This window comes from Kitasatospora sp. NPDC091207, from assembly GCF_044768625.1.
GTDB lineage: Bacteria > Actinomycetota > Actinomycetes > Streptomycetales > Streptomycetaceae > Kitasatospora.
Window position 1 is genome coordinate 104,114 of sequence record NZ_JBIVVS010000019.1, and the last position, 23,269, is coordinate 127,382.

At 72.7% G+C, this 23,269-nt stretch carries 20 protein-coding genes, 1 pseudogene and 1 riboswitch; of the genes and pseudogenes, 10 read left to right on the forward strand and 11 right to left on the reverse strand.

The window, feature by feature from the left end; translation table 11 throughout:
- Nucleotides 1-194 precede the first annotated feature (194 nt).
- The 7 genes and pseudogenes from ACIQTO_RS27365 to ACIQTO_RS27395 form a co-directional block, all read right to left on the reverse strand.
- Nucleotides 195-974, reverse strand: a complete 780-nt coding sequence (locus tag ACIQTO_RS27365; protein ID WP_402393161.1) for an IclR family transcriptional regulator — start codon at nt 972-974, stop codon at nt 195-197.
- Between the two features lie 257 nt (nt 975-1,231).
- Nucleotides 1,232-2,692 carry a catalase gene (locus ACIQTO_RS27370; RefSeq protein ID WP_402393164.1) on the reverse strand — a complete coding sequence of 487 codons (1,461 nt, stop codon included), beginning with the start codon at nt 2,690-2,692 and terminating at the stop codon, nt 1,232-1,234.
- Nucleotides 2,693-2,959: 267 nt separating this feature from the next.
- Nucleotides 2,960-4,027 (reverse strand): annotated as a pseudogene (gene alc, locus ACIQTO_RS27375) (allantoicase); the annotation flags it as partial.
- On the reverse strand, nt 4,024-5,403 hold the full coding sequence (gene allB, locus ACIQTO_RS27380) for an allantoinase AllB (protein WP_402393167.1): 1,380 nt from the start codon (nt 5,401-5,403) through the stop codon (nt 4,024-4,026). The pseudogene alc and the gene allB, both read right to left, overlap by 4 nt.
- Nucleotides 5,404-5,517: 114 nt before the next feature.
- Complete coding sequence (locus ACIQTO_RS27385) at nt 5,518-6,660, reverse strand: glycerate kinase (RefSeq protein ID WP_402393170.1); 1,143 nt, start codon at nt 6,658-6,660, stop codon at nt 5,518-5,520.
- A 422-nt stretch (nt 6,661-7,082) separates the two neighbouring features.
- On the reverse strand, nt 7,083-7,970 hold the full coding sequence (locus ACIQTO_RS27390; RefSeq protein ID WP_402393173.1) for a 2-hydroxy-3-oxopropionate reductase: 888 nt from the start codon (nt 7,968-7,970) through the stop codon (nt 7,083-7,085).
- A 52-nt stretch (nt 7,971-8,022) separates the two neighbouring features.
- Nucleotides 8,023-8,865 (reverse strand): TIM barrel protein, encoded by an 843-nt coding sequence (locus ACIQTO_RS27395; protein WP_402393176.1) that lies wholly within the window; start codon nt 8,863-8,865, stop codon nt 8,023-8,025.
- Nucleotides 8,866-9,124: 259 nt separating this feature from the next.
- On the opposite strand from ACIQTO_RS27395, the gene ACIQTO_RS27400 reads away from it, so the two are divergent.
- The 7 genes from ACIQTO_RS27400 (at nt 9,125) to ACIQTO_RS27430 (ending at nt 14,996) form a co-directional block, all read left to right on the forward strand.
- On the forward strand, nt 9,125-9,370 hold the full coding sequence (locus tag ACIQTO_RS27400) for a thiamine-binding protein (RefSeq protein WP_402393341.1): 246 nt from the start codon (nt 9,125-9,127) through the stop codon (nt 9,368-9,370).
- Nucleotides 9,367-9,747 (forward strand): helix-turn-helix domain-containing protein, encoded by a 381-nt coding sequence (locus ACIQTO_RS27405; protein ID WP_380571280.1) that lies wholly within the window; start codon nt 9,367-9,369, stop codon nt 9,745-9,747. The genes ACIQTO_RS27400 and ACIQTO_RS27405 overlap by 4 nt, the downstream gene beginning before the upstream one ends.
- A 226-nt stretch (nt 9,748-9,973) precedes the next feature.
- Complete coding sequence (gene uraD / locus ACIQTO_RS27410) at nt 9,974-10,477, forward strand: 2-oxo-4-hydroxy-4-carboxy-5-ureidoimidazoline decarboxylase (protein ID WP_402393178.1); 504 nt, start codon at nt 9,974-9,976, stop codon at nt 10,475-10,477.
- Between the two features lie 60 nt (nt 10,478-10,537).
- Nucleotides 10,538-10,873, forward strand: coding sequence for a hydroxyisourate hydrolase (uraH, locus tag ACIQTO_RS27415; protein ID WP_402393180.1), 336 nt, complete (start codon nt 10,538-10,540; stop codon nt 10,871-10,873).
- A 26-nt stretch (nt 10,874-10,899) separates the two neighbouring features.
- Nucleotides 10,900-11,814 carry a factor-independent urate hydroxylase gene (gene pucL, locus ACIQTO_RS27420; protein WP_402393183.1) on the forward strand — a complete coding sequence of 305 codons (915 nt, stop codon included), beginning with the start codon at nt 10,900-10,902 and terminating at the stop codon, nt 11,812-11,814.
- Nucleotides 11,815-12,077: 263 nt separating this feature from the next.
- The gene (locus ACIQTO_RS27425) at nt 12,078-13,541 is read left to right on the forward strand and encodes a nucleobase:cation symporter-2 family protein (RefSeq protein ID WP_402393186.1); all 1,464 of its coding nucleotides are present in this window, start codon (nt 12,078-12,080) and stop codon (nt 13,539-13,541) included.
- 69 nt (nt 13,542-13,610) lie between these two features.
- The gene (locus ACIQTO_RS27430) at nt 13,611-14,996 is read left to right on the forward strand and encodes an 8-oxoguanine deaminase (protein ID WP_402393189.1); all 1,386 of its coding nucleotides are present in this window, start codon (nt 13,611-13,613) and stop codon (nt 14,994-14,996) included.
- Between the two features lie 164 nt (nt 14,997-15,160).
- Here ACIQTO_RS27430 and ACIQTO_RS27435 read toward each other — a convergent pair whose 3' ends face one another.
- Nucleotides 15,161-16,408, reverse strand: coding sequence for an MFS transporter (locus tag ACIQTO_RS27435; RefSeq protein ID WP_402393192.1), 1,248 nt, complete (start codon nt 16,406-16,408; stop codon nt 15,161-15,163).
- 55 nt (nt 16,409-16,463) lie between these two features.
- On the opposite strand from ACIQTO_RS27435, the gene ACIQTO_RS27440 reads away from it, so the two are divergent.
- On the forward strand, nt 16,464-17,486 hold the full coding sequence (locus tag ACIQTO_RS27440) for a helix-turn-helix domain-containing protein (RefSeq protein ID WP_402393194.1): 1,023 nt from the start codon (nt 16,464-16,466) through the stop codon (nt 17,484-17,486).
- Nucleotides 17,487-17,532: 46 nt separating this feature from the next.
- Here ACIQTO_RS27440 and ACIQTO_RS27445 read toward each other — a convergent pair whose 3' ends face one another.
- A complete protein-coding gene (locus ACIQTO_RS27445; protein ID WP_402393196.1) occupies nt 17,533-17,919 on the reverse strand; it encodes a gamma-glutamylcyclotransferase in 387 nt (128 codons plus the stop codon).
- A 141-nt stretch (nt 17,920-18,060) separates the two neighbouring features.
- On the reverse strand, nt 18,061-19,713 hold the full coding sequence (aceB, locus tag ACIQTO_RS27450) for a malate synthase A (RefSeq protein ID WP_402393198.1): 1,653 nt from the start codon (nt 19,711-19,713) through the stop codon (nt 18,061-18,063).
- A gap of 202 nt (nt 19,714-19,915) precedes the next feature.
- On the opposite strand from aceB, the gene ACIQTO_RS27455 reads away from it, so the two are divergent.
- Both ACIQTO_RS27455 and ACIQTO_RS27460 read left to right on the forward strand, forming a co-directional pair.
- Complete coding sequence (locus tag ACIQTO_RS27455) at nt 19,916-20,713, forward strand: IclR family transcriptional regulator (protein ID WP_380571290.1); 798 nt, start codon at nt 19,916-19,918, stop codon at nt 20,711-20,713.
- A 199-nt stretch (nt 20,714-20,912) separates the two neighbouring features.
- Nucleotides 20,913-21,494 (forward strand): hypothetical protein, encoded by a 582-nt coding sequence (locus ACIQTO_RS27460; protein WP_402393201.1) that lies wholly within the window; start codon nt 20,913-20,915, stop codon nt 21,492-21,494.
- 171 nt (nt 21,495-21,665) lie between these two features.
- Here the strand turns inward: ACIQTO_RS27460 and ACIQTO_RS27465 are convergent, their stop codons facing one another.
- Nucleotides 21,666-22,940 (reverse strand): family 16 glycosylhydrolase, encoded by a 1,275-nt coding sequence (locus ACIQTO_RS27465; RefSeq protein ID WP_402393203.1) that lies wholly within the window; start codon nt 22,938-22,940, stop codon nt 21,666-21,668.
- A gap of 2 nt (nt 22,941-22,942) precedes the next feature.
- A riboswitch (cyclic di-AMP (ydaO/yuaA leader) is annotated at nt 22,943-23,107 on the reverse strand.
- Between the last annotated feature and the right edge of the window lie 162 nt (nt 23,108-23,269).

Genomic DNA, 23,269 nt, shown 5'->3' on the forward strand with positions numbered 1-23,269 from the left:
CGGCGGGGTGGCTCGGCTCGCGCGGCTCCAGGCAACCTACTCGCGGGTAGAGCCCGCTACAAGGGCTTCGGCCACTCTTATCGACATCGAGTCTAATAAGTGATGTGCACCGCGCGGCGGACCGGGAAACGCGCGAGCCCCGCCGGATCCGACGGGGCTCGCGGGCGCGGCCGGCCGGAGCCGGCCGGGGCGGGTCAGACCGCCATCGCCAGCATCAGCGGCGCGGCCCGGGCGGCCAGCAGCTCGGCGGCCGCCTTGAGCCGGTGCACGTTGCCGACCGGCATCGAGGTGGCCAGGCAGCCGACCGTGCTCCCCGCCGTCACCGGCACGGCGGCGCAGACGGTGCCGAGCGCGTACTCCTGGATGTCCAGCACCGGCACGGTGGCCGGCTGACGCTCCAGCCGGTGCATCAGCTGGTCCTCGTCGACGACCGTCCGCGAGGTGAGCCGGGCGACCGGGTGGCGGGAGAGGTGGTCCCGGCGGGCGTCGTGGTCGAGCTGGCTGAGCAGGCACTTGCCGATCGCGCTGGCGTGCGCGGTGGCCCGGAAGTCCACCCACTCCTGCACCGCCGGCGCGTGCTCGGCGGCGGCCACCGCCTCCACCGACAACTCGCCGTCGTGGTAACGGGTGAAGTACACCGCCGCGCCCAACTCGTCCCGCAGCTCGGCGAGCTTGCGGTCCAGCCGGGCCCGCACCAGCTGCTCGCGGTTGTGCTGGCCGAGCAGCGCGAAGGTGCCGCCGAGCACCCAACCGCCGTCCTGGCACTGCAGATAGCCCTCGATCTCCAGGATCTCGGCGAGCCGGCGGACGGTCGGCAGACCCAGCGACGTCTCCCGGGCGAGGGCGACCAGGGTGGCACCGCCGGGGTGCCGGTCGACGGCCTCCAGCAGTCTGAGGGCGTGCTGCAGGGAGGTGAACGGACCGGGCACGCCCTGGTCCATCGTGGCGTGGCGACCCGGGGCTGGTGTCGACATGTCGTCCCCTTCCGATGTCCCCCGCGGAGTTACCCGCGGGTGTTCTCCAGCCTAACCACCCCGGGGCCCCGACCGTTGCCGCTCAGCGGATATTCGTGCAGGTACGGTAAAGAACTTGACCGGCACCGGGGTCGGGTGGTCGGCCCGGGCAGCACAACGGCCCCTCCCCCACTGCCCTGGGGGGAGAGGCCCGGTGTGCGGCCGCCGGGGTGCGGGCCCCGGCGGCCGGTGAGGGTGGTTCGCAAGGGGTCGGCGGGTCAGGCCTCTTCGCCGGCGCGGAGCTTGGCGACGGCGGCCTCCAGGCGGGCGCCGTACTCCTCGTCGGCCGCGTGGAAGTGGGCGAGGTTCTTCTCGACGATGTCGTCGCGCGTCACCTGCGCCAGGAAGCCCGCGATGTTGTCGATCAGGCGGGTCTTCTCGCCGGCCGACATCAGCCGGTAGAGCTCGCCGGCCTGGAAGAAGTCGTCGTCCTTGGTGTGGGCCGGCGTGGTGTAGGTGCCGGTGTGGCCGTCCAGGCGGACCGGCGCGGCGAGCGCGCTGTCCGTCTGGGCCGGGCCGTCGTACGAGTTGGGCTCGTAGTTCTTGCCGCGGCCCGACGCGTTGACGGCCGAGTAGCCGTCCCGGCCGTAGTTGTTCGCCTCGGTCGCCTTGGGGGCGTTGACGGCGAGCAGGGTGTGGTTGACGCCGAGGCGGTAGCGCTGGGCGTCCGCGTAGGCGAACAGGCGGCCCTGGAGCATCTTGTCCGGGGACGGACCGATGCCGGGCACGAAGTTGTTCGGCGAGAACGCGGACTGCTCGACGTCGGCGAAGACGTTCTCCGGGTTCTTGTTCAGCACCAGGCGGCCGACCTTGACCAGCGGGTAGTCGGCGTGCGGCCACACCTTGGTCAGGTCGAAGGGGTTGAAGCGGTAGTCCGCCGCCTCGGCGACCGGCATCAGCTGGACGTAGAGCGTCCAGCTCGGGAACACGCCGCGCTCGATGGCCTGGTGCAGGTCGCGCTGGTGGCTGTCGGCGTCGGCGCCGAGCACCTCGGCGGACTGGCCGCCGTCCAGCGAGCGGATGCCCTGGTTGGTCTTGAAGTGGTACTTCACCCAGAAGGCTTCGCCCCGCGCGTTGACCCACTGGTAGGTGTGCGAGCCGTAGCCGTTCATGTGGCGGTAGGAGGCCGGGATGCCGCGGTCGCCGAAGAGCCAGGTGATCTGGTGGGTCGAGGCCGGCGAGTGGGCCCAGAAGTCCCAGACGTTGTCGGCCTCCTGGACGCCCGTGAACGGGTCGCGCTTCTGCGAGTGGATGAAGTCCGGGAACTTGATCGGGTCCTTGATGAAGAACACCGGGGTGTTGTTGCCGACGAGGTCGTAGTTGCCCTCCTCGGTGTAGAACTTCAGCGCGAAGCCGCGCGGGTCGCGCACCGCGTCGCTGGAGCCCAGGTTGCCCGCCACGGTGGAGAAGCGCAGGAACAGCTCGGTGCGCTTGCCCACCTCGGAGAGGAAGTCGGCCCGGGTGTACCGGGAGACCTCGTCGGTGACCTCGAAGTAGCCGTAGGCGCCGGAGCCCCGGGCGTGCACGACGCGCTCCGGGATGCGCTCGCGGTTGAACCGGGCCAGCTTCTCCAGGAGCTGCTGGTCCTGGATGAGCAGCGGGCCGTACTCGCCGGCCGAGGCCGAGTTCTGGTTGTCGGCGACGGGCGCGCCCGACTCCGTGGTCAGGATCTTGGACATGGAGGGTCCTTCAGGGTCGACAAAGACGTGCGTGGAGAGGAGGTTGACGACGGTTCAGACGCCGAGCAGGCGCCAGACGGCCGAGCGGCGGCGGGAGGAGTGCTCGCCGTCCGGGCCGTCGCCCGGCCGCAGCGCGGCGACGGCGGCGGTGGCCGCGGCCCGGTCCGCCAGCGGGCGGGCGGCGGCCAGTTCGGCGGCCTCCGCGCCGGTGAGACCGGCCTCGGTGAGCGCGGCGACGGCCTCGGCGGCCGGGACGGCGTCGAACCAGCGCAGCGCGAGGGCCGCGCGGCCGGCCTCGGTCAGGCGACCGGTGAGGCGCAGGCGGGCGAGGCCGCCGTCCGGGTGGACGTTGATCCGCACATGGGTCACCGGGCGGCCGACGTCGAGCCGGAAGCGGTGCCGGGTGTCGGGCTGGAGGCGGGTGCGGGGCAGGATCTCGAACCAGCCGTCGGGGTCGGTGGCGGCGTGTCGTATCGGTGCCGGCCCGCCGGCCGAGGCGTCGTAGCCGGTCAGGTCGGCCCAGCCGGGGGCGTTGGCGACGAAGTGGGTGGTATCCACCTCGGCGGCCAGGACCTCGCCGCCCCCGGCCAGGGCGATCTGCACCCAGTCGTTGGCCTTGTCGCGCCGACGCCGGGTCTCCCAGCCCTCGCCCATGACGGAGGCGCGACCGGGAGCGTTCAGGTTGTGCGGGGAGGAGAAGTAGCGGTCGGACGCCGCCTCGGCCACGCCGCCGAACTCCTGGGCGGCCAGGTCGAAGGTGAGGCCGTCCAGCTCGCGCGGGTCGGGCAGCACCTCGCCGTGCACCCGCAGCCGGGCGACCCCGCCGTCCGGGAAGATGTTGAGGCGCACGTGGGTGAAGCGGGTCTCGTCGCGGATCTCGAACTCGTGCGCGGTGTTGCCCCGGAGCGGGGTGCGCGGCAGCAGTTCGACCCACTCGGCGTCCGCGAGCTCCGCCGGCGACGGGTGCCCGGGGACGGCCGCGGCCTCGACCGAGGCGCTCTCCGGGTAGTTGCCGGTGAAGTGGGCGGTGTCGACGATCAGGCCCCGGATCACGCCGGCCACACCGAGCCGGACGATCGCCCAGTCGTGGTCCTCGTCGGTGGGGTGCGGCTGCTCGGCGCCGACGCCGCGACGGCGCCTGGACTCCCAGCCGTCCATGATCTGGCCCTTGTGGCCGAAGGTGTGCGCCCGGAACTCGGCGGGCTTGGCGACCAGCAGGTTCTCCGCGTCGGCGAAGGTGTCCTCGTTGGTGGCGACGACGCCGGCGCCGAGCAGCCGGGAGGCCAGGTCGACCAGCTCGGTGAACGGAGCGCTCGGGGTGTTGACGGTGCTCACTGGGTCTCCTGGTGACGGGTGATCCGGCGGCCGAAGGGCTCGGCGGCGGTGTCGACCACCCGGCCGCGCAGCCAGGTGGTGCGGACGGCGCCGGTCAGCGTGCGGCCCGCGTAGGGGGTGACGGGATTGCGGTGGTGCAGCTCTGCGGCGCGCACCGCGAACGCGCCGTCCGGGTCGAAGGCGACCAGGTCGGCGTCGTGGCCGACGGCGATGGCGCCCTTGGTGCCGGTGAGACCGACCAGGGCGGCCGGGCCGCTCGCCATCCAACGGACCACGTCGGACAGGCCGTGGCCGCGGCGGCGGGCCTCGGTCCAGATCGCCGGCAGGCCGAGCTGGAGGGAGGCGATGCCGCCCCAGGCGGCCGCGAAGTCGCCGCTGCCGCCGAACTCGGGCAGCAGCTTGAGGTCCGGGGTGGACGGCGAGTGGTCGGAGACGACCGCGATGAACTCCCCGGCGGCCAGGGCGGCCCAGAGCGCCTCGCGGTTGCCCTCGTCGCGGATCGGCGGACAGCACTTGAACGCGGTGTCGCCGTCCGGCACCTCCTCGGCCGCCAGGGTGAGGTAGTGCGGGCAGGTCTCGGCGGTCACCCGGACGCCGTCCGCGCGGGCCTGGCGCAGCAGCGGCAGCACCGCGGCGGAGGAGACGTGCAGGATGTGCACCCGGGCGCCGGTGCGCCGGGCGGTGTCGAGCAGCCGGGCCACGGCCGCGGTCTCGGCGCCGGCGGGCCGGGAGGCGAGGAAGTCGCGGTAGTGGACGCCGGGTCGCTGGGGAGCGGCGGCGAGCACGGCCGGGTCCTCGGCGTGGATGATCGCCAGGGCGCCGATCCGGGCCTGCTCGGCCAGCGCGGCCTCCAGGTCGGCCTGCTCGACGTGCGGGAACTCGTCCACCCCGGACGGGGCCAGGAAGCTCTTGAAGCCGAACACGCCCGCGCGGTGCAGCGGTTCGAGGTCCGGGACGTTGCCGGGAACGGCCCCGCCCCAGAAGCCGAGGTCGACCCAGGCCTGCCCCTCCGCGATCTTCCGCTTGGCCTCCAGGCCGTCCACCGTGGTGGTGGGCGGGATGGAGTTGAGCGGCATGTCGATGATCGTGGTGACACCGCCGGCGGCGGCGGCCCGGGTGGCGGTGGCGAAGCCCTCCCACTCGGTCCGGCCGGGCTCGTTGACGTGCACGTGGGTGTCGACCAGACCGGGGAGCAGGGCGGTGTCGCCGAGGTCGGTCAGCTGCCGGTCGCCGGCCGGCAGCGCGCCGTGCTCGGCGATCCGCTCGATCACGCCGTCGCGGATCAGCACGTCAGCGGGACGCTCGCCGTCCGGCAGGACGACCCGGCGGGAGCGGATCACCGCCGTCGTGCTGACGGACGCCTCGCTGGGGGGCATGGGGACCTCCGAAAACCTGGGTACGAGTGAGGGTGTGCCGAAGGAATGCCCGGAGCCTAGGGCCGCCTTCAACAAAACGTCAATGTAGGAAGATACGAGAGCCGGACCGTCGGATCAGTCGCTCAGCAGCGCGGTCGCGAGCCGCTCCCCCGCGACCTCGGCCAGCTCCGCCGCCCGGGTCATGCTGTCCCCCGGCTGCTCGGCCAGATCGGTGAGCGCGTACGCGGTGGTGAAGCCGGCCGCCCGCCACTCGCGCTCCGACAGCTCCAGCCGTCCGGCCACCGCGGCCACCCGAACCCCCGCCCGGGTGGCCGCCGCGGCAACGCCGGCGGGTGCCTTGCCATGGAGCGTCTGAGCGTCCAGGCAGCCCTCGCCGGTGACGACGAGGCGTGCCCCACGCACGGCCTCGTCGAAACCCAGCAGTTCGAGCATCAGCTCGATGCCGGGTCGCATGGTGGCGCCGAGCAGGGCGAGGGCGGCGAAGCCCACCCCGCCCGCGGCCCCGGCGCCGGGGGCCTCCCGGACGTCCCGGCCGACGACCTCGCCGACGACCTCGGCGAAGCGGGTCAGCCCCTCCTCCAGGACCACCAGGTCGTCGGCGTCGGCGCCCTTCTGCGGCCCGTAGACGGCGGTCGCGCCGCGCGGGCCGAGCAGCGGGTTGTCCACGTCGCAGGCCACCACGACCTCGACACCGGTGAGCACGTCGGCCAGCGGTCCGAGGTCGATCCGGGCCAGCTTGCGCAGCGCGGCGCCGCCGGGCGGCAGCTCGGCGCCGTCGGCGTCCCGCAGGCCGACGCCGAGCGCCTGGACCATGCCCGCGCCGCCGTCGGTGCAGGCGCTGCCGCCGAGGCCGAGCACGATCCGCCTGGCCCCCAGGCCCACCGCCCGGCCGATCAGCTGACCGACCCCGTAGGAGCCGGCCGCGAGCGGGGCGGTCCGGCCGCCGGGGAGCCTGGCCAGCCCGGAGGACTGCGCCAGCTCGACCACGGCGGTGTCGCCCCGGACGGCGAGCGCGGCGTCCACCGGCAGACCGGTGGGGCCGGCCACCTTGGCCGGGATCCGGGTGAAGCCGGCCGCCAGCGCGGCGGCCAGGGTGCCCTCGCCGCCGTCGGCGACGGGGAGTTCGCGGACCTCGACACCGGGCGCGGCGCGGCGGATGCCGGCGGCGATCCGGGCGGCGACCTCGGCGCCCTCCAGGGTGCCCTTGAACTTGTCGGGAGCTACGACCACATGGCCCTGGGTGGGGGTGGCGGGCATGGTGCGGGCCTCACTTCCGGACGGTTCTGGCGCTGGTTCGTCAAGCATGTGCCCCGGAGGGCCGGGGCGGCGGCCCCGGGGAGTCGGTCCGGTCCCCGAAGGGCCGGTCCGGTCCGCGGAGGGCCGCCGCGGTCCCCGGAGGACCGGGGAGCGACCCCCTCCCCGCCGTTCCCCTCGTCCCGCTTCCGACGTACGAGAGGCTCCCCTCGGCGAGGGAGGGGGCCGGGCGGCGCACTGGCACGACCGAAGTGCCCCCGACAGGGAGTGCGCGCCGCCGGTTTGGTCGATCGGCAGGGGGCGGATGAGCCCCAGCCCGCCTGCCGATCGGGCCTGGCCTCCTGGTGGCGCGGGCACGACCGGATAGGTACACGCCACCAGGAGGAGTCAGTGGTACCGCGGGGGTACCGTCACCGCCGCGGGGGTCAGGCGATCTCGCGGCCGGAGAGCCGCTCGACGCCGCGCAGCAGCGCCGAGTGGTCCAGCGAACCGTCACCGTTGGCACGGGCGGAGGCGACCAGCTGGGCGACCACGGCGCCGACCGGCAGCGCGGCACCCACGGCGCGGGCGGCGTCGGTGACGATGCCCATGTCCTTGTGGTGCAGGTCGATCCGGAAGCCCGGCGCGAACTCGCGGTTCAGCATGTTCGCCTTCTTGCGGTTCAGCACGGTGGAGCCGGCCAGGCCGCCGCCGAGCACGTCCAGCGCGGCGGCGAGGTCGACACCGGCGTTCTCCAGGAACACCACGGCCTCGGCGAGCACCTGGATGTTGACCGCGACGATCAGCTGGTTGGCCGCCTTGACGGTCTGACCGGCGCCGGCCGGGCCGACGTGGACGACCGTGGTGCCCAGCGCGTCGAACAGCGGCTTGGCCTCGGCGAAGTCCTCGGCCGCGCCGCCGACCATGATCGACAGCACCGCCTCGACGGCACCGGCCTCGCCACCGGAGACCGGGGCGTCCAGGGTACGGACGCCCTTCTCCTTGGCGGCGGCCTCCACCTTGATCGAGGTCTGCGGGGTGATGCTCGACATGTCGATGACGAGCGTGCCGGCCCCGACGTTCTCCAGCACACCGCCCTCGCCCAGGATGGCCTGCTCGACGTGCGGGTCGGCCGGGACCATGGTGATGACGACCTCGGCGTCCTTCACCGCGTCCGCGATGCTGTTCGCACCGTGGCCGCCGGCCGCCACCAGGGCGTCGATCTGCGGCTGGGTGAGGTTGTAACCGGTGACGTGGTGGCCGGCCTTGACGAGGTTGGCAGCCATCGGGCTGCCCATGATGCCGAGGCCGATGAAGGCGATCTTGCGGCTCATCGCGTCGTTCCTTTGTGCGTGGAGGGGTGGGGTGCGGTGACTGCCCGGTGGCCTAGGCGGCGCGGTGCTCGCGCGGGAGCCACCCGAAGCTGTCGGCGCTGACGCCGCCGGCCGGGCGGTACTCCAGGCCGATCCGGCCGGTGTAGCCGGCGGCGGTCAGGCGGGCGAAGAGGTCCTCGAAGTCCAGCTCGCCGGTGCCGGGCTCGTTGCGGCCCGGGTTGTCGGCGATCTGCACGTGGCCGAAGCGGTCGGCGTAGGTGTCGATGACGGCCGCCAGGTCCTCGCCGTTCCTGGCCAGGTGGTAGAGGTCGCAGAGGAACTTGGCGTTGCCCAGGCCGGTCGCGGCGTTGACCTTGTCGACGACCTCGACCGCGGCGGCCGCGGAGACCAGCGGGTAGTCCGGGGACTCCGGCTTGTTCAGCGCCTCGACCAGCAGGACCGCGCCGATCTCGTGGGCGGCCTTCGCGGCGACGACGAGGTTCTCCAGCGCGAGCGCGTCCTGCTCGGCCGGGTCCACCCCCTCGATCCGGTTGCCGTACAGCGCGTTGAGCGCCGTGGTGCCGAGCGCGGCGGCCAGCCCGGCGGCGACCGGGACGTTGGCGCGGAAGCGCTCCTTCTCGGCCGGGACCGAGACGGTACCGCGGGCGCCCTTGCTCAGGTCGTCCAGGAAGTTGAGACCGGTGAGCCGCACACCGGCGTCGGTGAGGGCCTTGCGGAGCGCGTCCTGCTCGGCCTCCGACGGGGCGTGCTCCTCGCCGAACGGCCACCACAGCTCGGCGGCGGTGAAGCCGGCCGCCGCTGCGGCGGCCGGGCGCTCCAGGAGCGGGAGCTCACTGAACAGGATCGACAGGTTGACGGTGAAGCTGTGCGCGGCGGCGGCAGTCACGTCAATCACCTCTCATCTCTCTTCCGTCTTTCCGCAACTTCCACGATCCGGAAGAGCGATTCTGCTTGGTGGAAGCATGTCCGGCGCGCCGAGTGAGTGTCAAGACCGTCGCAACAATTTGTTGAAGAGGACGAAACCGACCCCCCGCCCGGAGCGCCCCCTGTTCGATCGACCGGCCACCGGCCGAACGGCAGGCGGACGGCGACCGGATACCGACCGGCCGATGACCGGCCGCACCCCCGCTCGCTAGAGTGAGCACGTGCGATTGATGGTGGAGTTCACGACAGAACCGTTCGAACTGGACACGTTCCCGGAGCACGCCGTGGCGGCCCGGAAGGTGGTCGACGAGGCCGGCCTGGCCGTCGCGGTCGGCCCCTTCGGGACCGGCGCGGAAGGCGAGGCCGACCAGGTCCTGGCCGCCGTGACCAAGCTGCTCCGGGAGACCTTGGACGCCGGCGCGACCCGGATCTCGGTCCAGGTCAGCGTGCTCGGCGGGGAGGGCGGCGCACCGTGACCGAGCACGTGGACCACCCGCTCGCCGCGGCGATAAAGCCCCTGCTGGACGCCGTCGGCGCGACGCCCGTGCCGCTGGCGGAGGCGAAGGCCGAGGACGTCCTCCTGGAGTGGGAGGGCACCCCGGCGCTGGCCGTCCGGCTGCCGCACCTGAGCAGTGCGCTGGACCGGCTGCTGGCCGAGATGGCCCGCCAGTTCGACGGCCGCCCGCTGGCCGAGCTGGACCGCTGGGAGAAGCAGCGCGTCGTCGCCCTGCTGGAGGAGCGGGGCGCCTTCACCGTCCGCCACGGGGTGGAGACGGTCGCCTCGGCGCTCGGCGTGAGCCGCTTCACCGTGTACAACTACCTCAACCGCCAGGACGGGACGAAGTCCGGCTGAGCGTGCGACACCCCGGTCCGGCCGAAGCGGCCGACCGGGTGAACCCCGCCGGCCGGGCCAGTCTTCACCAGCCCCCGGCGGGGCACACTTGTCTCATCGCACACGAAACCCCCCGGCAACCGGCGGCGGTTCAAAACGTAACCACCAACCGTTCAACAAAGTGTTGACGGCCCGGTTGGGTGGATCTAGCTTGTGCGGGTGGCACCACTCTTCAGGAGGTCCACCCGTGACCAACCACCCCCACGCCCTTGACGCCCTGGCGGCGGCCGACGCCGCCGGGCTGCGAGAGATCCTGCTGGAGGTCTGCTCCAGCCCCACCTGGGCCGGCGCCGTGGCGTCGGCCCGGCCCTGGTCCGACCGCGCGGCCCTGCTCGACGCCAACGCGTCGGCCATGGCCGCACTGACGGTCGCCGACCTGCACGACGCGATGGCCGGCCACGCCCGGATCGGCACGCCCAGGACGGGCGACGCCACCTCCGAGCGCGAACAGGCCGGCATCCGGGGAGTGGACACCGCACTCCTCGACGAACTGCGCGAGGCCAACGCCGCCTACGAGGCGAAGTTCGGCCATGTGTTCCTGATCTGCGCCACCGGCCGCACCGCGGACACGATGCTCGCCGCCCTGCGGGAGCGCTACCCCAACGACACCGCCGCCGAGGCGGAGATCGTCCGGGGCGAGCTGCGCAAGATCAACGACATTCGGATCAACCGCCTGCTCGACGAGACCTGACATATCGTCAGATCGTCCCGACGTATCGTCACACCTGCCATCAGTAAGGTCACTTCACCCATGACTGGCATCTCCACCCACGTGCTCGACACCAGCCTCGGCCGCCCGGCCGAGGGTGTCCCGGTCGAGCTCGCACTGCACACCGAGGGTGGCTGGAAGGTGCTCGGCACCTCCGCCACGGACTCCGACGGCCGGGCCAAGGACCTGCCGGCCGCGGAGGCGGGCTCGGTCGTCCGGCTGCTCTTCGACACCACCGCGTACTACGCGCGCTCGTCCCAGGAGCGGCCGTTCTTCCCCGAGGTCGCGATCGTCTTCACGGTCGCACCCGCGCAGCAGCACTACCACGTGCCGCTGCTGCTGAACCCGTTCGGATACTCGGTCTACCGCGGAAGCTAGACCGCTTGATTGATTGGGAGCCTGTCATGGCCCACGTGCTCGGTCAGAACCAGTACGGCAAGGCGGAGAACCGCATCGTCCGCGTCTACCGTGACAGCACCCGTCACGAGATCAAGGACCTGAACGTCTCGGTCGCCCTCTCCGGCGACCTCGACGACGTCCACCTCACCGGCTCGAACGCCAACTGCCTGCCCACCGACACCACCAAGAACACCGTCTTCGCCTTCGCGAAGGAGTACGGGATCGAGTCGGCGGAGCAGTTCGGCATCCAGCTGGCACGCCACTTCGTGGACAACAACGAGCCGATCCACCGCGCCCGGATCCGGATCGAGGAGTACACCTGGGACCGGATCAAGACGCCGGACAACTCGGCCCGCTTCATCGGGTCCGAGGAGGTCGGCCACTCGTTCATCCGCCAGGGCCAGGAGACCCGGACCAGTGAGATCGTCTACGACGGCGAGCGCGTCCAGGTCATCTCGGGCCTCAAGGACCTCGTGGTGATGAACTCCACCAACTCGGAGTTCTGGGGCTACATCAAGGACAAGTACACCACCCTGCAGGAGGCCTACGACCGCATCCTCGCCACCCAGGTGACGGCGCGCTGGAAGTACGGCTTCGACGGCCGGGACAACGAGCCCCAGCCGAACTGGAACCGCTCCTACACCCATGTGAAGCGGCACCTCCTGGAGGCGTTCGCCGAGACCTACTCCTACTCGCTGCAGCAGACCCTGCACTCGATGGGCACCCGGGTCCTGAACAACCGCGCCGAGGTGGACGAGGTCCGCCTGGAGCTCCCCAACAAGCACCACTTCCTGGTCGACCTGGAGCCGTTCGGCCTCAAGAACGACAACGAGGTCTACTACGCCGCCGACCGCATGTACGGCCTGATCGAGGGCACCGTGCACCGCGAGGGCGTCGCCCCGGTGATCCCGGTCGCCTGACCCGCCCCACCCCGTGAACGCCGCCCGGCACCGCGGCACCCTCCGGCCTCCCACAGCCGGCCGGCGCCGGACGGTTCGCAGTACCCGTAACTCCTGCACCAGTAGTTTCTCCACCCCCACCCACCGGAGATCGTGCCCGCCTCACGGCGGCCGGCCCGGGGTGCTGGAGAAGCGTCCCGAGGGATCCTTGCACCGCTGTCCCGCCCTCGGGGATCTCCAGCGTCGCGGGCGCGCCGAGAGCCAGGGCACAAGAGGGGCTCGACATGGCACTCCGTTCCACCCGCACCACAGACGGCGGTTCCACCCCGGACGGACCTCCCGGTCCGGAAGGCGTGTCAACCAACCTCCCCGACACGCCTTCCGGGCCAGGAGTCCACCCCGTGGACGAGCTGCTGCCGCCGGTGAAACTGATCTCCACCGGACTGCAGCACGTCGCCGCGATGTACGCGGGAGTCGTCGCTCCCCCGCTCATCGTCGGTGCCGGTGTGGGGCTCTCCCCCACCGAGCTCGCCCTGCTCATCTCGGCCAGCCTGTTCACCGCCGGACTGGCCACCCTCCTGCAGACCCTCGGCTTCTGGAAGATCGGCGCGCGGCTGCCGTTCGTGAACGGCGTCTCGTTCGCGGGTGTCGCGCCCATGATCGCCATAGCCAAGGAGCACGGACCGAAGGACGCCCTCCCGGTGATCTTCGGAGCGGTGATCGTCGCGGGGCTCCTGTGCTTCCTCGCGGCGCCGTACTTCTGCAAGCTGATCAGGTTCTTCCCGCCGGTCGTCCAGGGCACCGTGATCACCCTCATCGGGGTGTCCCTGCTGCCGGTGGCGGTGAACTGGGCGCGCGGCGGCTCGCCGGGCACCCCCGGATTCGGCTCCATGCGGGCCATCGGCCTCGCCGCGATCACCCTCCTCGCGGTGGTGCTCTGCAACCGGCTGCTGCGCGGTTTCTGGCAGCAGCTCTCCCTGCTCGTCGGACTGGCGATCGGCACCCTGCTCGCCTTCCCGCTCGGCCTGGCCGACTTCGGCGCGGTGCAGGACGCGAAGGTCTTCGCGCTCCCGTCCCCGTTCCACTTCGGCGCCCCCGTCTTCGACGCGGCCGCGATCGTCTCGCTCTGCATCGTCATGGTGGTCTCGATGACCGAGTCCACCGCCGACATGCTGGCGCTCGGCAAGATCGTCGACCGCGAGGCCGACGAACCCACGCTCGCCGCGGGCCTGCGGGCGGACGGGCTGGCCACCGCGCTGAGCCCGGTCTTCAACGGCTTCGCCGCCAGTGCCTTCGCCCAGAACATCGGGCTGGTGGCGCTGACCAAGATCCGCAGCCGCTTCGTGGTCGCGGCCGGCGGAGGCATCCTGATCCTGCTCGGGCTCTTCCCGGTGCTCGGATCGGTCGTCTCCCTGATCCCGCAGCCCGTCCTGGGCGGTGCCGGGATCGTGCTGTTCGGCACGGTCGCGGCGAGCGGCATCCGCACCCTCGCGGAGGCCGGCATGGAGTCCAGCTCGAACACCATCCTGGTGTCGGTCGCGCTCGGGGTCGGGATCGTCCCGATCGCGGTACCGACCTTCTACGACGCGTTCCCGGAGGCCGTCCGCACCCTGCTGCACTCCGGGATCTCGGCCGGCAGCGTGATGGCCGTCCTGCTCAACCTGCTCTTCCACCACGTCGGAGTCGCCCGCCGGTCGCCGGCCGACGGGAAACCCGCGACGACGGTGCCGACGGCGACACCGTCCTGACCGGTTGACGGGGGGCGCGTGCCGCTCATCGCGCGCCCCCCTTCAACCCTCCCCCATAGGAGTAAGACCATGGCAGTCCAGCCCCCGCCCGCCGACCAGCGGATCGTGATCGAGAACGTCGCGATCGCGACGGTCGACGCCAACGACACCGAGTACGCCCGCGGCCACGTGGTCGTCCTCGGCAACAAGATCGAGTCGGTCGGCGACGGCCCCGCCCCGCAGTGGCTGGACAACGTGGTACGCCGGATCAACGGCGAGGGCCACCTCGTCACCCCCGGCCTGGTCAACACCCACCACCACTTCTACCAGTGGATCACCCGCGGGCTCGCCCAGGACAACATCCTCTTCGACTGGCTGGTCGCCCTCTACCCGACCTGGGCCCGGATCGACGACAAGCTCGTGCACGCCGCCGCCCAGGGCTCGGCCGCCGCGCTGCTCAAGTCCGGCTGCAGCACCGCCTCGGACCACCACTACGTCTTCCCGAAGGACGGCGGCGACATCCTCGGCGCCGAGATCGAGGCCGTCCAGGAGCTCGGCATGCGCTTCACCGCGCTGCGCGGCTCGATGGACCGCAGCAAGAAGGACGGCGGCCTGCCGCCGGACCACGCGGTCGAGAACACCGAGGAGATCCTGATCGCCTCCGAGGCGGCCGTGGACCGGTACCACGACTCCTCCTTCGACTCGATGCTGCAGATCGCCATCGCGCCCTGCTCACCCTTCTCGGTCTCCACCGAACTGATGCGCGAGGCCGCCCTGCTGGCCCGCCGCAAGGGCGTCCGGCTGCACACCCACGGCTCCGAGACCGCCGAGGAGGAGGCGTTCTGCAAGGAGCTGTTCGGCATGGGTCCGACCGACTACTTCGAGTCGGTGGGCTGGCTGGGCGAGGACGTCTGGATGGCGCACTGCGTCCACATGAACGACTCCGACATCGCCAAGTTCGCCGAGACCGGCACCGGTGTCGCGCACTGCCCGTCCTCCAACGCCCGCCTGGCCGCCGGCATCGCCCGCGTCCCCGACATGCTGAAGGCCGGCGTCCCGGTCGGCCTCGGCGTGGACGGCACCGCCTCCAACGAGTCCGGCGAGCTGGGCACCGAGCTGCGCAACGCGCTGCTGATCAACCGCCTGCACGGCTCCCCGACCGCGCTCACCGGCCGCCAGGCGCTGCGCCTGGGCACGATGGGCGGCGCCCGGGTGCTCGGCCGGCACCACGAGATCGGCTCGATCGAGGCCGGCAAGCTGGCCGACCTCGCCCTGTGGAAGATCGACGGCATCATGCACTCCTCGATCGCCGACCCGGTCGCCGCGCTCACCCTCGGCGCCCTGCCGCCGCTGGCCGCCCTCTTCGTCAACGGCAACGCCGTCGTCGAGAAGGGTCAGCTGACCACGGTGAACGAGGACCGGATCGCGCAGGCCTGCGCCCGCGCCGCCAAGGAGCTCGCCGCCCGCCCCGTGTAACCCCTGAACTCCGGGCCGCCCAGGGACGGTGCGTCACCCGGACTCCGCGAGCCGCCTCCAACGGGGCGGCGAGCGGACCGCAGCCCCGGACCCACGGCGAGGGTCCGGGGCTGTGGCGTACCGCGGCGGCCCGCTCCCACCCCCGTGGGGCGCGGGCCGCACGATCAGTGGGCGACGGCCGGCGCCTCCGCGCCCCGGGTCGCGGCCGGGAGCGCGGCGCCCGCGAGCACGAAGAGGCCCGCCAGGACCGCCCAGCCGGCCTGACCGTGATCGACCACGGTCAGGCCGACCACCAACGGGCCGATCACGTGGGCCGCCGCCTGGCCGCTCATGAACACCCCCTGGTACTCGCCGTGGGCCCGCGGATCGGCCAGGTCCAGGCTCAGCGTCCAGCCGCCGGCGGAGGTGAGCAGCTCGCCGAGGCTGTGCACCAGCGCCCCCGCCAGGATCGCCCCCGCCGCCAGGGCGGCCGACCCGTGCGCGGCCGCCGCGTAGAGCAGACAGCCCACTGCCAGCAGCAGAGCGCCCCGGGCACAGGCCCGGGCCGCGGACGGGACGTCGGCCACACCGCGGCTGGCACGGACCTGGAACACCACCACCAGCAGGCAGTTGACCACGTTGACGGCGGCGACGGCCGCCGCCGGAGCGTCCGTCGCGAGCACGATCCACAGCGGGATCCCCACCGTGAGCACCGCGAACTGGAGCTCCAGCACCGCGTGCAGTGCGGTGATCACCAGGTAGCGGCGGTCACGCAGCGCCGTGCGCCGCCGGACGGAGCCCGCCGGACCCCCCTTCTGACGGGCCGTCATCCCTGCGGCCGGCAGGCCGGCCAGCAGCGCCGTCGCGCCCAGGAAGCTCAGGGCGTCCAGGACCATCACCGCCACGTACCCGGCGTAGCTGTCGGACTGCAGCGCCAGCGCCGCACCACTGGACCCGATCACCAACCCCGCGTTCATCACCGAGCGCAGCAACGCCCGCGAACGCACCTGGCTCTCGGCCGGCAGCATCCGGGCGATCAGCGCGCTGCGCACCGCCGCCGCGCCGCGTTCCAGCACCGTCGCCACGCAGGCCAGCGCCACGAAGGCGGCGAACGAGTGCACGAACGCGTAGCCGACGACGGCGACCGCCTCCAGCGGGCCGACCACCGCCAGCAGCCGCCGGGCGCCCACCCGGTCGGCGAGCCGGCCCATCGGCACCCCGGCGAACACCCCGCAGACGCCGGCCAGGCTCAGCCCGAGCGCCACCCCGCCGGGCGTCAGGCCGACGGAACGGGTCAGGAACAGCACGCTGACCGTCACGAACAGGCCGTTGCCGACGGTGTTCACCAGGCTCATCAGGGCGAGCCTGCGCAGCAGTGGGTCGGCCGGCAGCAGCCGACGAACGCCCGAGGGGGGCACCGCGGTGGAAGTCATGGCAGTAGGACAGCGGGCTTCCCGAAGCGGCGGAACTCCTTTACCGTTACGGTCAATGTTCGAGTTCCACTTGGGCGTCGACGACCTCGCCGCCACCTGGTTCGGCTACTCCGCCCTGCAGGAGACGGTGTTGAGCCTGCGCGCCCGCCGCTCGCCGGGCCGCTACCCGGAACAGCAGCCGTGGATCGCCGGCTGGCAGGAGCGCTACGAGACGCTGGACACCGGGCTGTTGGAGTCGCTGATCGCGCCGGTCGGCTTCGTGCCGGACTTCCTCACGCCGCGGCCCGCCGGTCCGCGCCCGGACTTCGCGGCCGAGCTGGCGCGGCTGGCGGCCACCCCGGCGGAGGTGGTGCGGGCCGACGTGCTGGAGGCGTACCGGGGCGGCGGGACGGCGAGCCCGCTGCCGCCGGTACTGGCCGCGCTGATCGACGACCCGGCGGCGCTGACCGCCCGGGTGGCCGAGGCGCTGGACGCGTACTGGACGCGCTGCCTCTCCCCCGCCTGGTGGCCGCGGGCCCGGTCGGTGCTGGAGGCGGACATCGCCCACCGGGGCCGGATGCTCTCGGAGCGCGGGGCGGAGGGGCTCTTCGCCGACCTCGACTCCAGGCTGACCTGGCACGCCGGGGTGCTGCGCCTGGTCGACCCGCACCCGGCCGTGAAGGCGGTGGGCACCACGGTGGACGTCGCCGGGCGGGGGCTGGTGCTGATCCCGACGCTGTTCGGGCTCGGCGCGCAGACCGACGTCACCCAGGCGGGGCCGCCGCTGGTCTGCTATCCGGCGCGGGGCAAGGCGACGATGGCAGAGGGGCTGGGCCCGCATCGGCCGGAGCGGGCGGGCGGAGCGCTGGAGGGGCTGATCGGAGCGCCGCGGGCCCGACTGCTGGCGATGCTGACCGTCCCGGCGAGCACGACGGAGCTGGCCCAGCGGATCGGGGTCACCCCGGGCGCGGTCAGCCGCCACCTGGGCGCGCTCGCCTCGGCGGGCCTGCTGGACCGCACCCGGCACGGCCACCGCGTGCTGTACCGGCGCAGCCGGCTCGGCGACGCGCTGGCCACGGGCGGGGACGGGGGCGGGTGATGACGGGCGACGGCGTCCGCCGGCCGTTCGCCGACCCCGGGCGGCCTCAGGCCGTGCGGCCGAGGGTGGCGAGGTAGGCGCGCCAGCCGCCGTACCCGGTGATCTCGCGGTGGACACCGCGGTCGACCTCGCCGCGGGCGAGCAGCATGGAGAGGCAGGGCGTGCCGTCGGCCAGGGTGATGACGCCGAGTTCGAGCTCGCGCGGCTCACCGGGCAGGATCACGTCGCGAAGGTGTTCGAGGGTGATGTCGTACAGCTCGCCCTCGATGGCGGTGTCGACGCCCGGGTCGGCCAGCAGGCCCGGGCAGACGTCGCCGATGGAGAAGAAGCGGTAGCCCGGCGCGGTGCGGACCGGGCCGACCAGCGCGTCGGCGACCGAGGCGTGGAAGGGGCCGCCGACCATCGCCTGGCCGTTGAAGAAGATGCGTGCCACGGGGGTTCCTCCGGACAAGGCCGTTCCGTACGGCGACGGGGAGGACAGGTGGATTCGTCGCCGTACGGAACGGAGCAAAGGGGCGCGGCGACTGCTACAAGCCGGCAGGCGGCAGCGGCTGCGCGCGCGGATAGATTGGGATCAGCCCAGCAGGGGCAGCGCGGGGAGGGTCAGGAAGTCCGCGAACTCCTCGGCCAGGGCGACCTGTTCGAAGAGCTTGGCGGCCTCGCGCCAGCGCCCACCGGCGTAGGTGTCGTCACCCAACTCGGCCCGGAGCGCGGCGAGCTCCTCGGCCACCAGGCGGCGCACCAGCTCGACGGTGGCCTTCTCCCCGGTGTCGGAGAGCACCACGCCGTTGTGGATCCACTGCCAGATCTGCGAGCGGGAGATCTCGGCGGTGGCGGCGTCCTCCATCATGTTGAAGATGGCGACGGCGCCGAGGCCGCGCAGCCACGCCTCGATGTAGCGGACGCCGACCTGGACGGCGTTGTGCAGGCCGGCGTGGGTGCAGTGGCCGCCGGCGCCGGCGATGTCGAGCAACTGCTCGGCGGTGACGGGCTCGGCCGGGCCGGGGTTCCCCTTCTGGTGCGGGTGCTCACCGAGGACGGCGTCGAAGGAGGCGCGGGCGACCGGAACGAGGTCCGGGTGGGCGACCCAGGAACCGTCGAAGCCGTTGCCGGCCTCGCGGTCCTTGTCGGCCTTGACCTTCTCCAGGGCCGCCGCGTTGACCTCGGGGTCGCGGCGGCTGGGGATGAAGGCGGCCATGCCGCCGATGGCGTGCGCGCCGCGCCGGTGGCAGGTCCGCACCAGCAGTCGGGTGTAGGCGGCCATGAACGGGGACGCCATGGTGACGCTGTTGCGGTCCGGCAGGATGTAGTGCTCGCCGGCGTCGCGGAAGTTCTTGACGATCGAGAACAGGTAGTCCCAGCGGCCCGCGTTGAGCCCGGCCGCGTGGTCCCGCAGCTCGTAGAGGATCTCCTCCATCTCGAACGCGGCGGTGATGGTCTCGATCAGCACGGTGGCGCGGACGGTGCCGTGCGGGATGCCGAGCGCGGCCTGGGCGTGGGTGAAGACGTCGTTCCAGAGCCGGGCCTCCAGGTGGCTCTCGGTCTTCGGGAGGTAGAAGTAGGGGCCGGAGTTCGGGTCCTCCGCGCCGCGCGCGAGCAGCCGCGCCGCGTTGTGGAAGAAGTAGAGGCCGAAGTCGAGGAAGGCCCCGGCGACCGGCCGGCCGTCGACCAGCAGGTGGTTCTCGTCCAGGTGCCAGCCGCGCGGGCGGACCACGACGGTGGCCAGCTCGGCGGCGGGCTTGAGGGCGTAGGCCTTGCCGGCCGAGGAGGTGAAGTCGATCCGGCCCTCGAAGGCGTCGATCAGGTTGATCTGACCGCTGACCACGTTCTCCCAGGTCGGCGAGGTGGCGTCCTCGAAGTCCGCGAGCCAGACCCGGGCGCCGGAGTTGAGCGCGTTGATGACCATCTTGCGGTCGGTGGGGCCGGTGATCTCGACCCGGCGGTCCTGGAGGGCGCGCGGGGCCTCGGCCACCGTCCAGTCGCCCGCCCGCACGGCGGCCGTTTCGGGGAGGAAGTCCAGGGTGCCGGTCCGGGCGATCTCGGCCCGCCGGGTCCTGCGGCGCACCAGGAGCTCCTGCCGGCGGTCCTCGAACGCGCGATGGAGGCCGACGACGAAGGCGACCGCCTCCGGAGTGAGCACCTCCTCGGCCCGGTGGACTCGCGGACCGGCGACAGTGACGACCGGAGCGGCGGGGGAGACGCCGGCGGGTCCCTGATCTGTAGCCATGAGCAGGACACTCCTAAGACGGTTGAGCATGGCGAAGGCAGTTCCGGTGGGAACTTCCTTGATCTGAACCGATCTGAACCCGACCTGTCGGGGGGGTTCGATTCTGTAAGGTGGAGACTAGTTTCCGCGATACAGAATTTCAACGGTTTGTTGAGGTGATCGCAGGGACTCTACTCCTCTCCCGACAGCGAAGGGAACGCCGGTGGTCGCGACCCCCGACACAGCATCGACGACGGGCACGGACCGCGCGAGCGGCGGTGTGCAGTCCGTCGAGCGCGCCTTCCTGCTCCTGGAGGCGCTGGCCGACGCCGGCGGCGTGGCGACGCTCAGCGAGCTCTCCACCTCCTCCGGACTGCCGATGCCCACCATCCACCGCCTGGTTCGTACCCTCGTGCAGCAGGGCTATGTCCGCCAGGACACCGCGCGCCGCTACACCCTGGGCCCCCGGCTGATCCGGCTCGGCGAGACCGCCGGGCGACTGCTCGGCAGCTGGGCCCGCCCCTACCTGGCCGAACTGATGGAGGCCACCGGCGAGACGGCCAACCTGGCCGTCCTGGAGGGCGGCGAGGTGGTGTACGTCGGACAGGTGCAGTCGCGGCGCTCGATGCGGATGTTCACCGAGGTCGGCCGCCGGGTGCAGCCGCACTGCACGGGCGTCGGCAAGGCCCTGCTGGCCCAGCTGCCCGAGGAGGAGGCGCGGGCCGTGCTCGGCCCCAACCCGCTGCCGGCGCACACCTCGTACACCGTGACCGACCCGCAGGAGCTGCTGGCCCAGTTGGCGGAGGCGCGCGAGCGCGGCTACGTGGTGGACGACCAGGAGCAGGAGATCGGGGTGCGCTGCATCGCCCTCGCGGTACCGGGCGCGCCGACCCCGACGGCGCTCTCGGTCTCCGGCCCGGAGGCCCGGATCCGGGCGCTGGAGGAGCAGGCGGGCGCGGCCTCGCTCGTCCCCGTGATGCACCAGATCGCGGCCCGGCTGGGGCAGGTCCTCGCCCCCTGACGCGTCGCCCCTGACGCATCGTCACCGGAGTTCGTCCGTACGGGCCGTCGGACCACCCGGCTTCCCGAACGGGGGTTCCCCCGTTCGAGCGGCCGGAGGGCGGGGCGCCCCGGCGGCGGCGAGCGGGTCGGTCACGCTGGTGCGGACGCGGCCCGCGACGGTGCGGGGCGCCGGAACGCAGAGGGCAGGGTGAGCGACGATGTCGCGCAGAAGGTCCGTTCGCAGTTTCCTCGGCAAGGCACTGACGGTGGGGTGCGCGGTGACGGCGCTGGCCGCCGGGCCCGCGTGGGCCACCTGTCCGGTGGCCGAGCCGGACCCGGCACCGGGTGCCGGGGCCACGGCTCCGGCGCCGGCCGTGGAGCCCGCCGCGGCGCCGGTCCGGTCCGACTCCGACCTCCAGGTGGTCCGGATCGACCCGGACGCCGCCGCGCCCGGCGGCACCACCACGGTGCACGCCTTCGTCGGCAACCTCGGCCCGGACCGGACGGCCTCGCCGTTCACCGTGGTGGTCACCCTGCCGGAGGGGGTGACGGCCGAGGGGCCGTTCTTCCCGGAGAACTGCTACGAGTTCCAGAACGGCCACCGGGTGCGCTGCACCTTCCCGGCCGGGCTGCCGAAGTTCCGGAGCGCCACGGCACTGATCCCGGTCCGGCTGGCCACCACCGTCCCCGTCGGCGATCTGGAGGGCGGCTACGTCGCGGTGCGCAGCGACGACGACCGCAACGAGTCGAACAACCGGCAGCCCTTCACGATCCACGTCGTGGAGACCACCCGGGGCTGAGCCGGGCCGACCCGGGCCGTACCGTGCTGGGCCGGCCTGGCCCAGCACGGTACGGCCCGGGTCGCTCCGTCCGGAGTCCCGTCCGGGCGGTCTCGGACGGCGGACCCTCGGACGGACGGGGCCTCGGACGGACGGGGACTCCGGACGGACGGGGACTCCGGACGGACGGGACTAGCGGTAGACCCGGACGTAGTCCGCGGCGAAGGTGATCGGAACCGTGCCCGTCGGCGCGGGGTGGTACTGGCCCGCACTCAGGGACAGGTTGAGGATCAGGTACGCCGACCAGTCGGCACCGACGCCCTTGCCGTCCGCGAAGACCTTCGCACCGTTGATGTACCAGTCGACCGAGTTGGCACCGTACTGGGTACCGACGGTGACCCACTGGTCGTGGGCGATCGCCTTCGCGTCGGTGACGTACTTGTGGTCCGCGTTGACGTGGTTGGTCAGCTCCAGCAGGTTGGCGTTGTCCGAGTGGTACTCGAACGTGTCGATCTCGCCGTGGTTGCCGCTGGTGCCGTTCCACGTCCACAGCGCCGGCCAGGCGCCGGTGCCGGCCGGGAGCTTGACCCGGGTCTCCACGTAGTCGCCGGTCTTCACCTTGAAGCCCTCGCCGGAGTACTCGGTGGTGAGCAGCCCGGTGTCCCAGGCCTGCTTGCCGTTCTCCAGCGTGTGGCTGCTCGGCCTGGCGGTGAAGGTGGCGGCGCCGCCGGAGACGGCGACGTTGTTCTTGTTCAGCCAGTCGAGCTTGTTGTCGTTGGGGTTGTGGTCGCCGTAGTGGTACGAGCTGCTCTTGTCGGCGGTCCAGCGCGAGCCCAGGGCGAGGCTGTTGAACTCGTCGGACCAGGTCAGCTTCTTGCCTGCGACCGGCGCAGCGGTGGCGGGCGTGCCGGCGGGCGTGCCGGTGGGCGTGGTCGTCGGCGTGGTGCTGGGAGTGGTCGTCGGCGTGGTGCTGGGAGTGGGGGTGGGGCTCGGGGTGGCGTTGGCGGCGGAGACCACCAGCTTCTGGGAGGGCAGGTTGTGCCAGGCTCCGGCGGAGTCCTGCCAGAAGCCGAACTGGGTGTACGTCCCGGCGGGCAGGGTGCGCGAGCCGGTGGTGATCGACAGACCGCTCGGGCAGATCTGCGCGTTGGCGACGTTGCCGGGGAAGTCGAGGTTGGTCCCGGCCGCGTCGCGCACGCCCACGCCGACGGTCCTGGCGGTGAAGCAGGCCGAGGAGTGGACGGTCAGCGAGGCCGTGGCGGCCTTGCCCGCGACCATGGCGGCCGGGGCGAGCTTGTCCTGGGTGACGGTCGGCGCGGTGGCCGCCTGGGCGCCGGTGAGGGCCGGTACGCCGAGCAGGCCGGCGCCGCTGATGGCGAGCGCGCCGGTGGCGGCGATGGCGGCCTGGCGGCCTCGGTGGGTGGGGCGGGCATGACGCGGCGTCGCGCGCCGGGCAGGCTTCTGCATGGCGGTGTCCTCTGTGACGCCTGCGAGGTGAGCTGTCGGGTTCGGGCTGAGGTCGCCCGGCCGCCTGTGGAGCGGCTTCACCCCTAGCCTCGGCCGGTGCGCGGGAGCGCACGGGCCGGGCACTGACCTGGGTCCCCCGCTCCCGTCCGCTGTGGTGCTCGACTGCCGACCGGCGGGTGGACAGGACTCGGCGTCCCGACGGCGGGGTCCGCGAAGGCGGACCCGTGCAGGCTAGGCAGGCCGTCCGGAAGGCGACAACTCCGGAGGGGATGTTGTCGCGCAGCTCACAGTGGAGCGCTGCCGAGTTGATCAAGTCGGCGGTGGAGTTG

Coding starts and splice junctions, on each gene's coding strand:
- ACIQTO_RS27365 (WP_402393161.1), bottom strand. CDS start 974: ATGTCGACACCAGCCCCGGGTCGCCACGCCACGATGGACCAGGGCGTG.
- ACIQTO_RS27370 (WP_402393164.1), bottom strand. CDS start 2,692: ATGTCCAAGATCCTGACCACGGAGTCGGGCGCGCCCGTCGCCGACAAC.
- allB (WP_402393167.1), bottom strand. CDS start 5,403: ATGCCCCCCAGCGAGGCGTCCGTCAGCACGACGGCGGTGATCCGCTCC.
- ACIQTO_RS27385 (WP_402393170.1), bottom strand. CDS start 6,660: ATGCCCGCCACCCCCACCCAGGGCCATGTGGTCGTAGCTCCCGACAAG.
- ACIQTO_RS27390 (WP_402393173.1), bottom strand. CDS start 7,970: ATGAGCCGCAAGATCGCCTTCATCGGCCTCGGCATCATGGGCAGCCCG.
- ACIQTO_RS27400 (WP_402393341.1), top strand. CDS start 9,125: ATGGTGGAGTTCACGACAGAACCGTTCGAACTGGACACGTTCCCGGAG.
- uraH (WP_402393180.1), top strand. CDS start 10,538: ATGACTGGCATCTCCACCCACGTGCTCGACACCAGCCTCGGCCGCCCG.
- pucL (WP_402393183.1), top strand. CDS start 10,900: ATGGCCCACGTGCTCGGTCAGAACCAGTACGGCAAGGCGGAGAACCGC.
- ACIQTO_RS27425 (WP_402393186.1), top strand. CDS start 12,078: ATGGCACTCCGTTCCACCCGCACCACAGACGGCGGTTCCACCCCGGAC.
- ACIQTO_RS27430 (WP_402393189.1), top strand. CDS start 13,611: ATGGCAGTCCAGCCCCCGCCCGCCGACCAGCGGATCGTGATCGAGAAC.
- ACIQTO_RS27435 (WP_402393192.1), bottom strand. CDS start 16,408: ATGACTTCCACCGCGGTGCCCCCCTCGGGCGTTCGTCGGCTGCTGCCG.
- ACIQTO_RS27440 (WP_402393194.1), top strand. CDS start 16,464: ATGTTCGAGTTCCACTTGGGCGTCGACGACCTCGCCGCCACCTGGTTC.
- aceB (WP_402393198.1), bottom strand. CDS start 19,713: ATGGCTACAGATCAGGGACCCGCCGGCGTCTCCCCCGCCGCTCCGGTC.
- ACIQTO_RS27460 (WP_402393201.1), top strand. CDS start 20,913: ATGTCGCGCAGAAGGTCCGTTCGCAGTTTCCTCGGCAAGGCACTGACG.
- ACIQTO_RS27465 (WP_402393203.1), bottom strand. CDS start 22,940: ATGCAGAAGCCTGCCCGGCGCGCGACGCCGCGTCATGCCCGCCCCACC.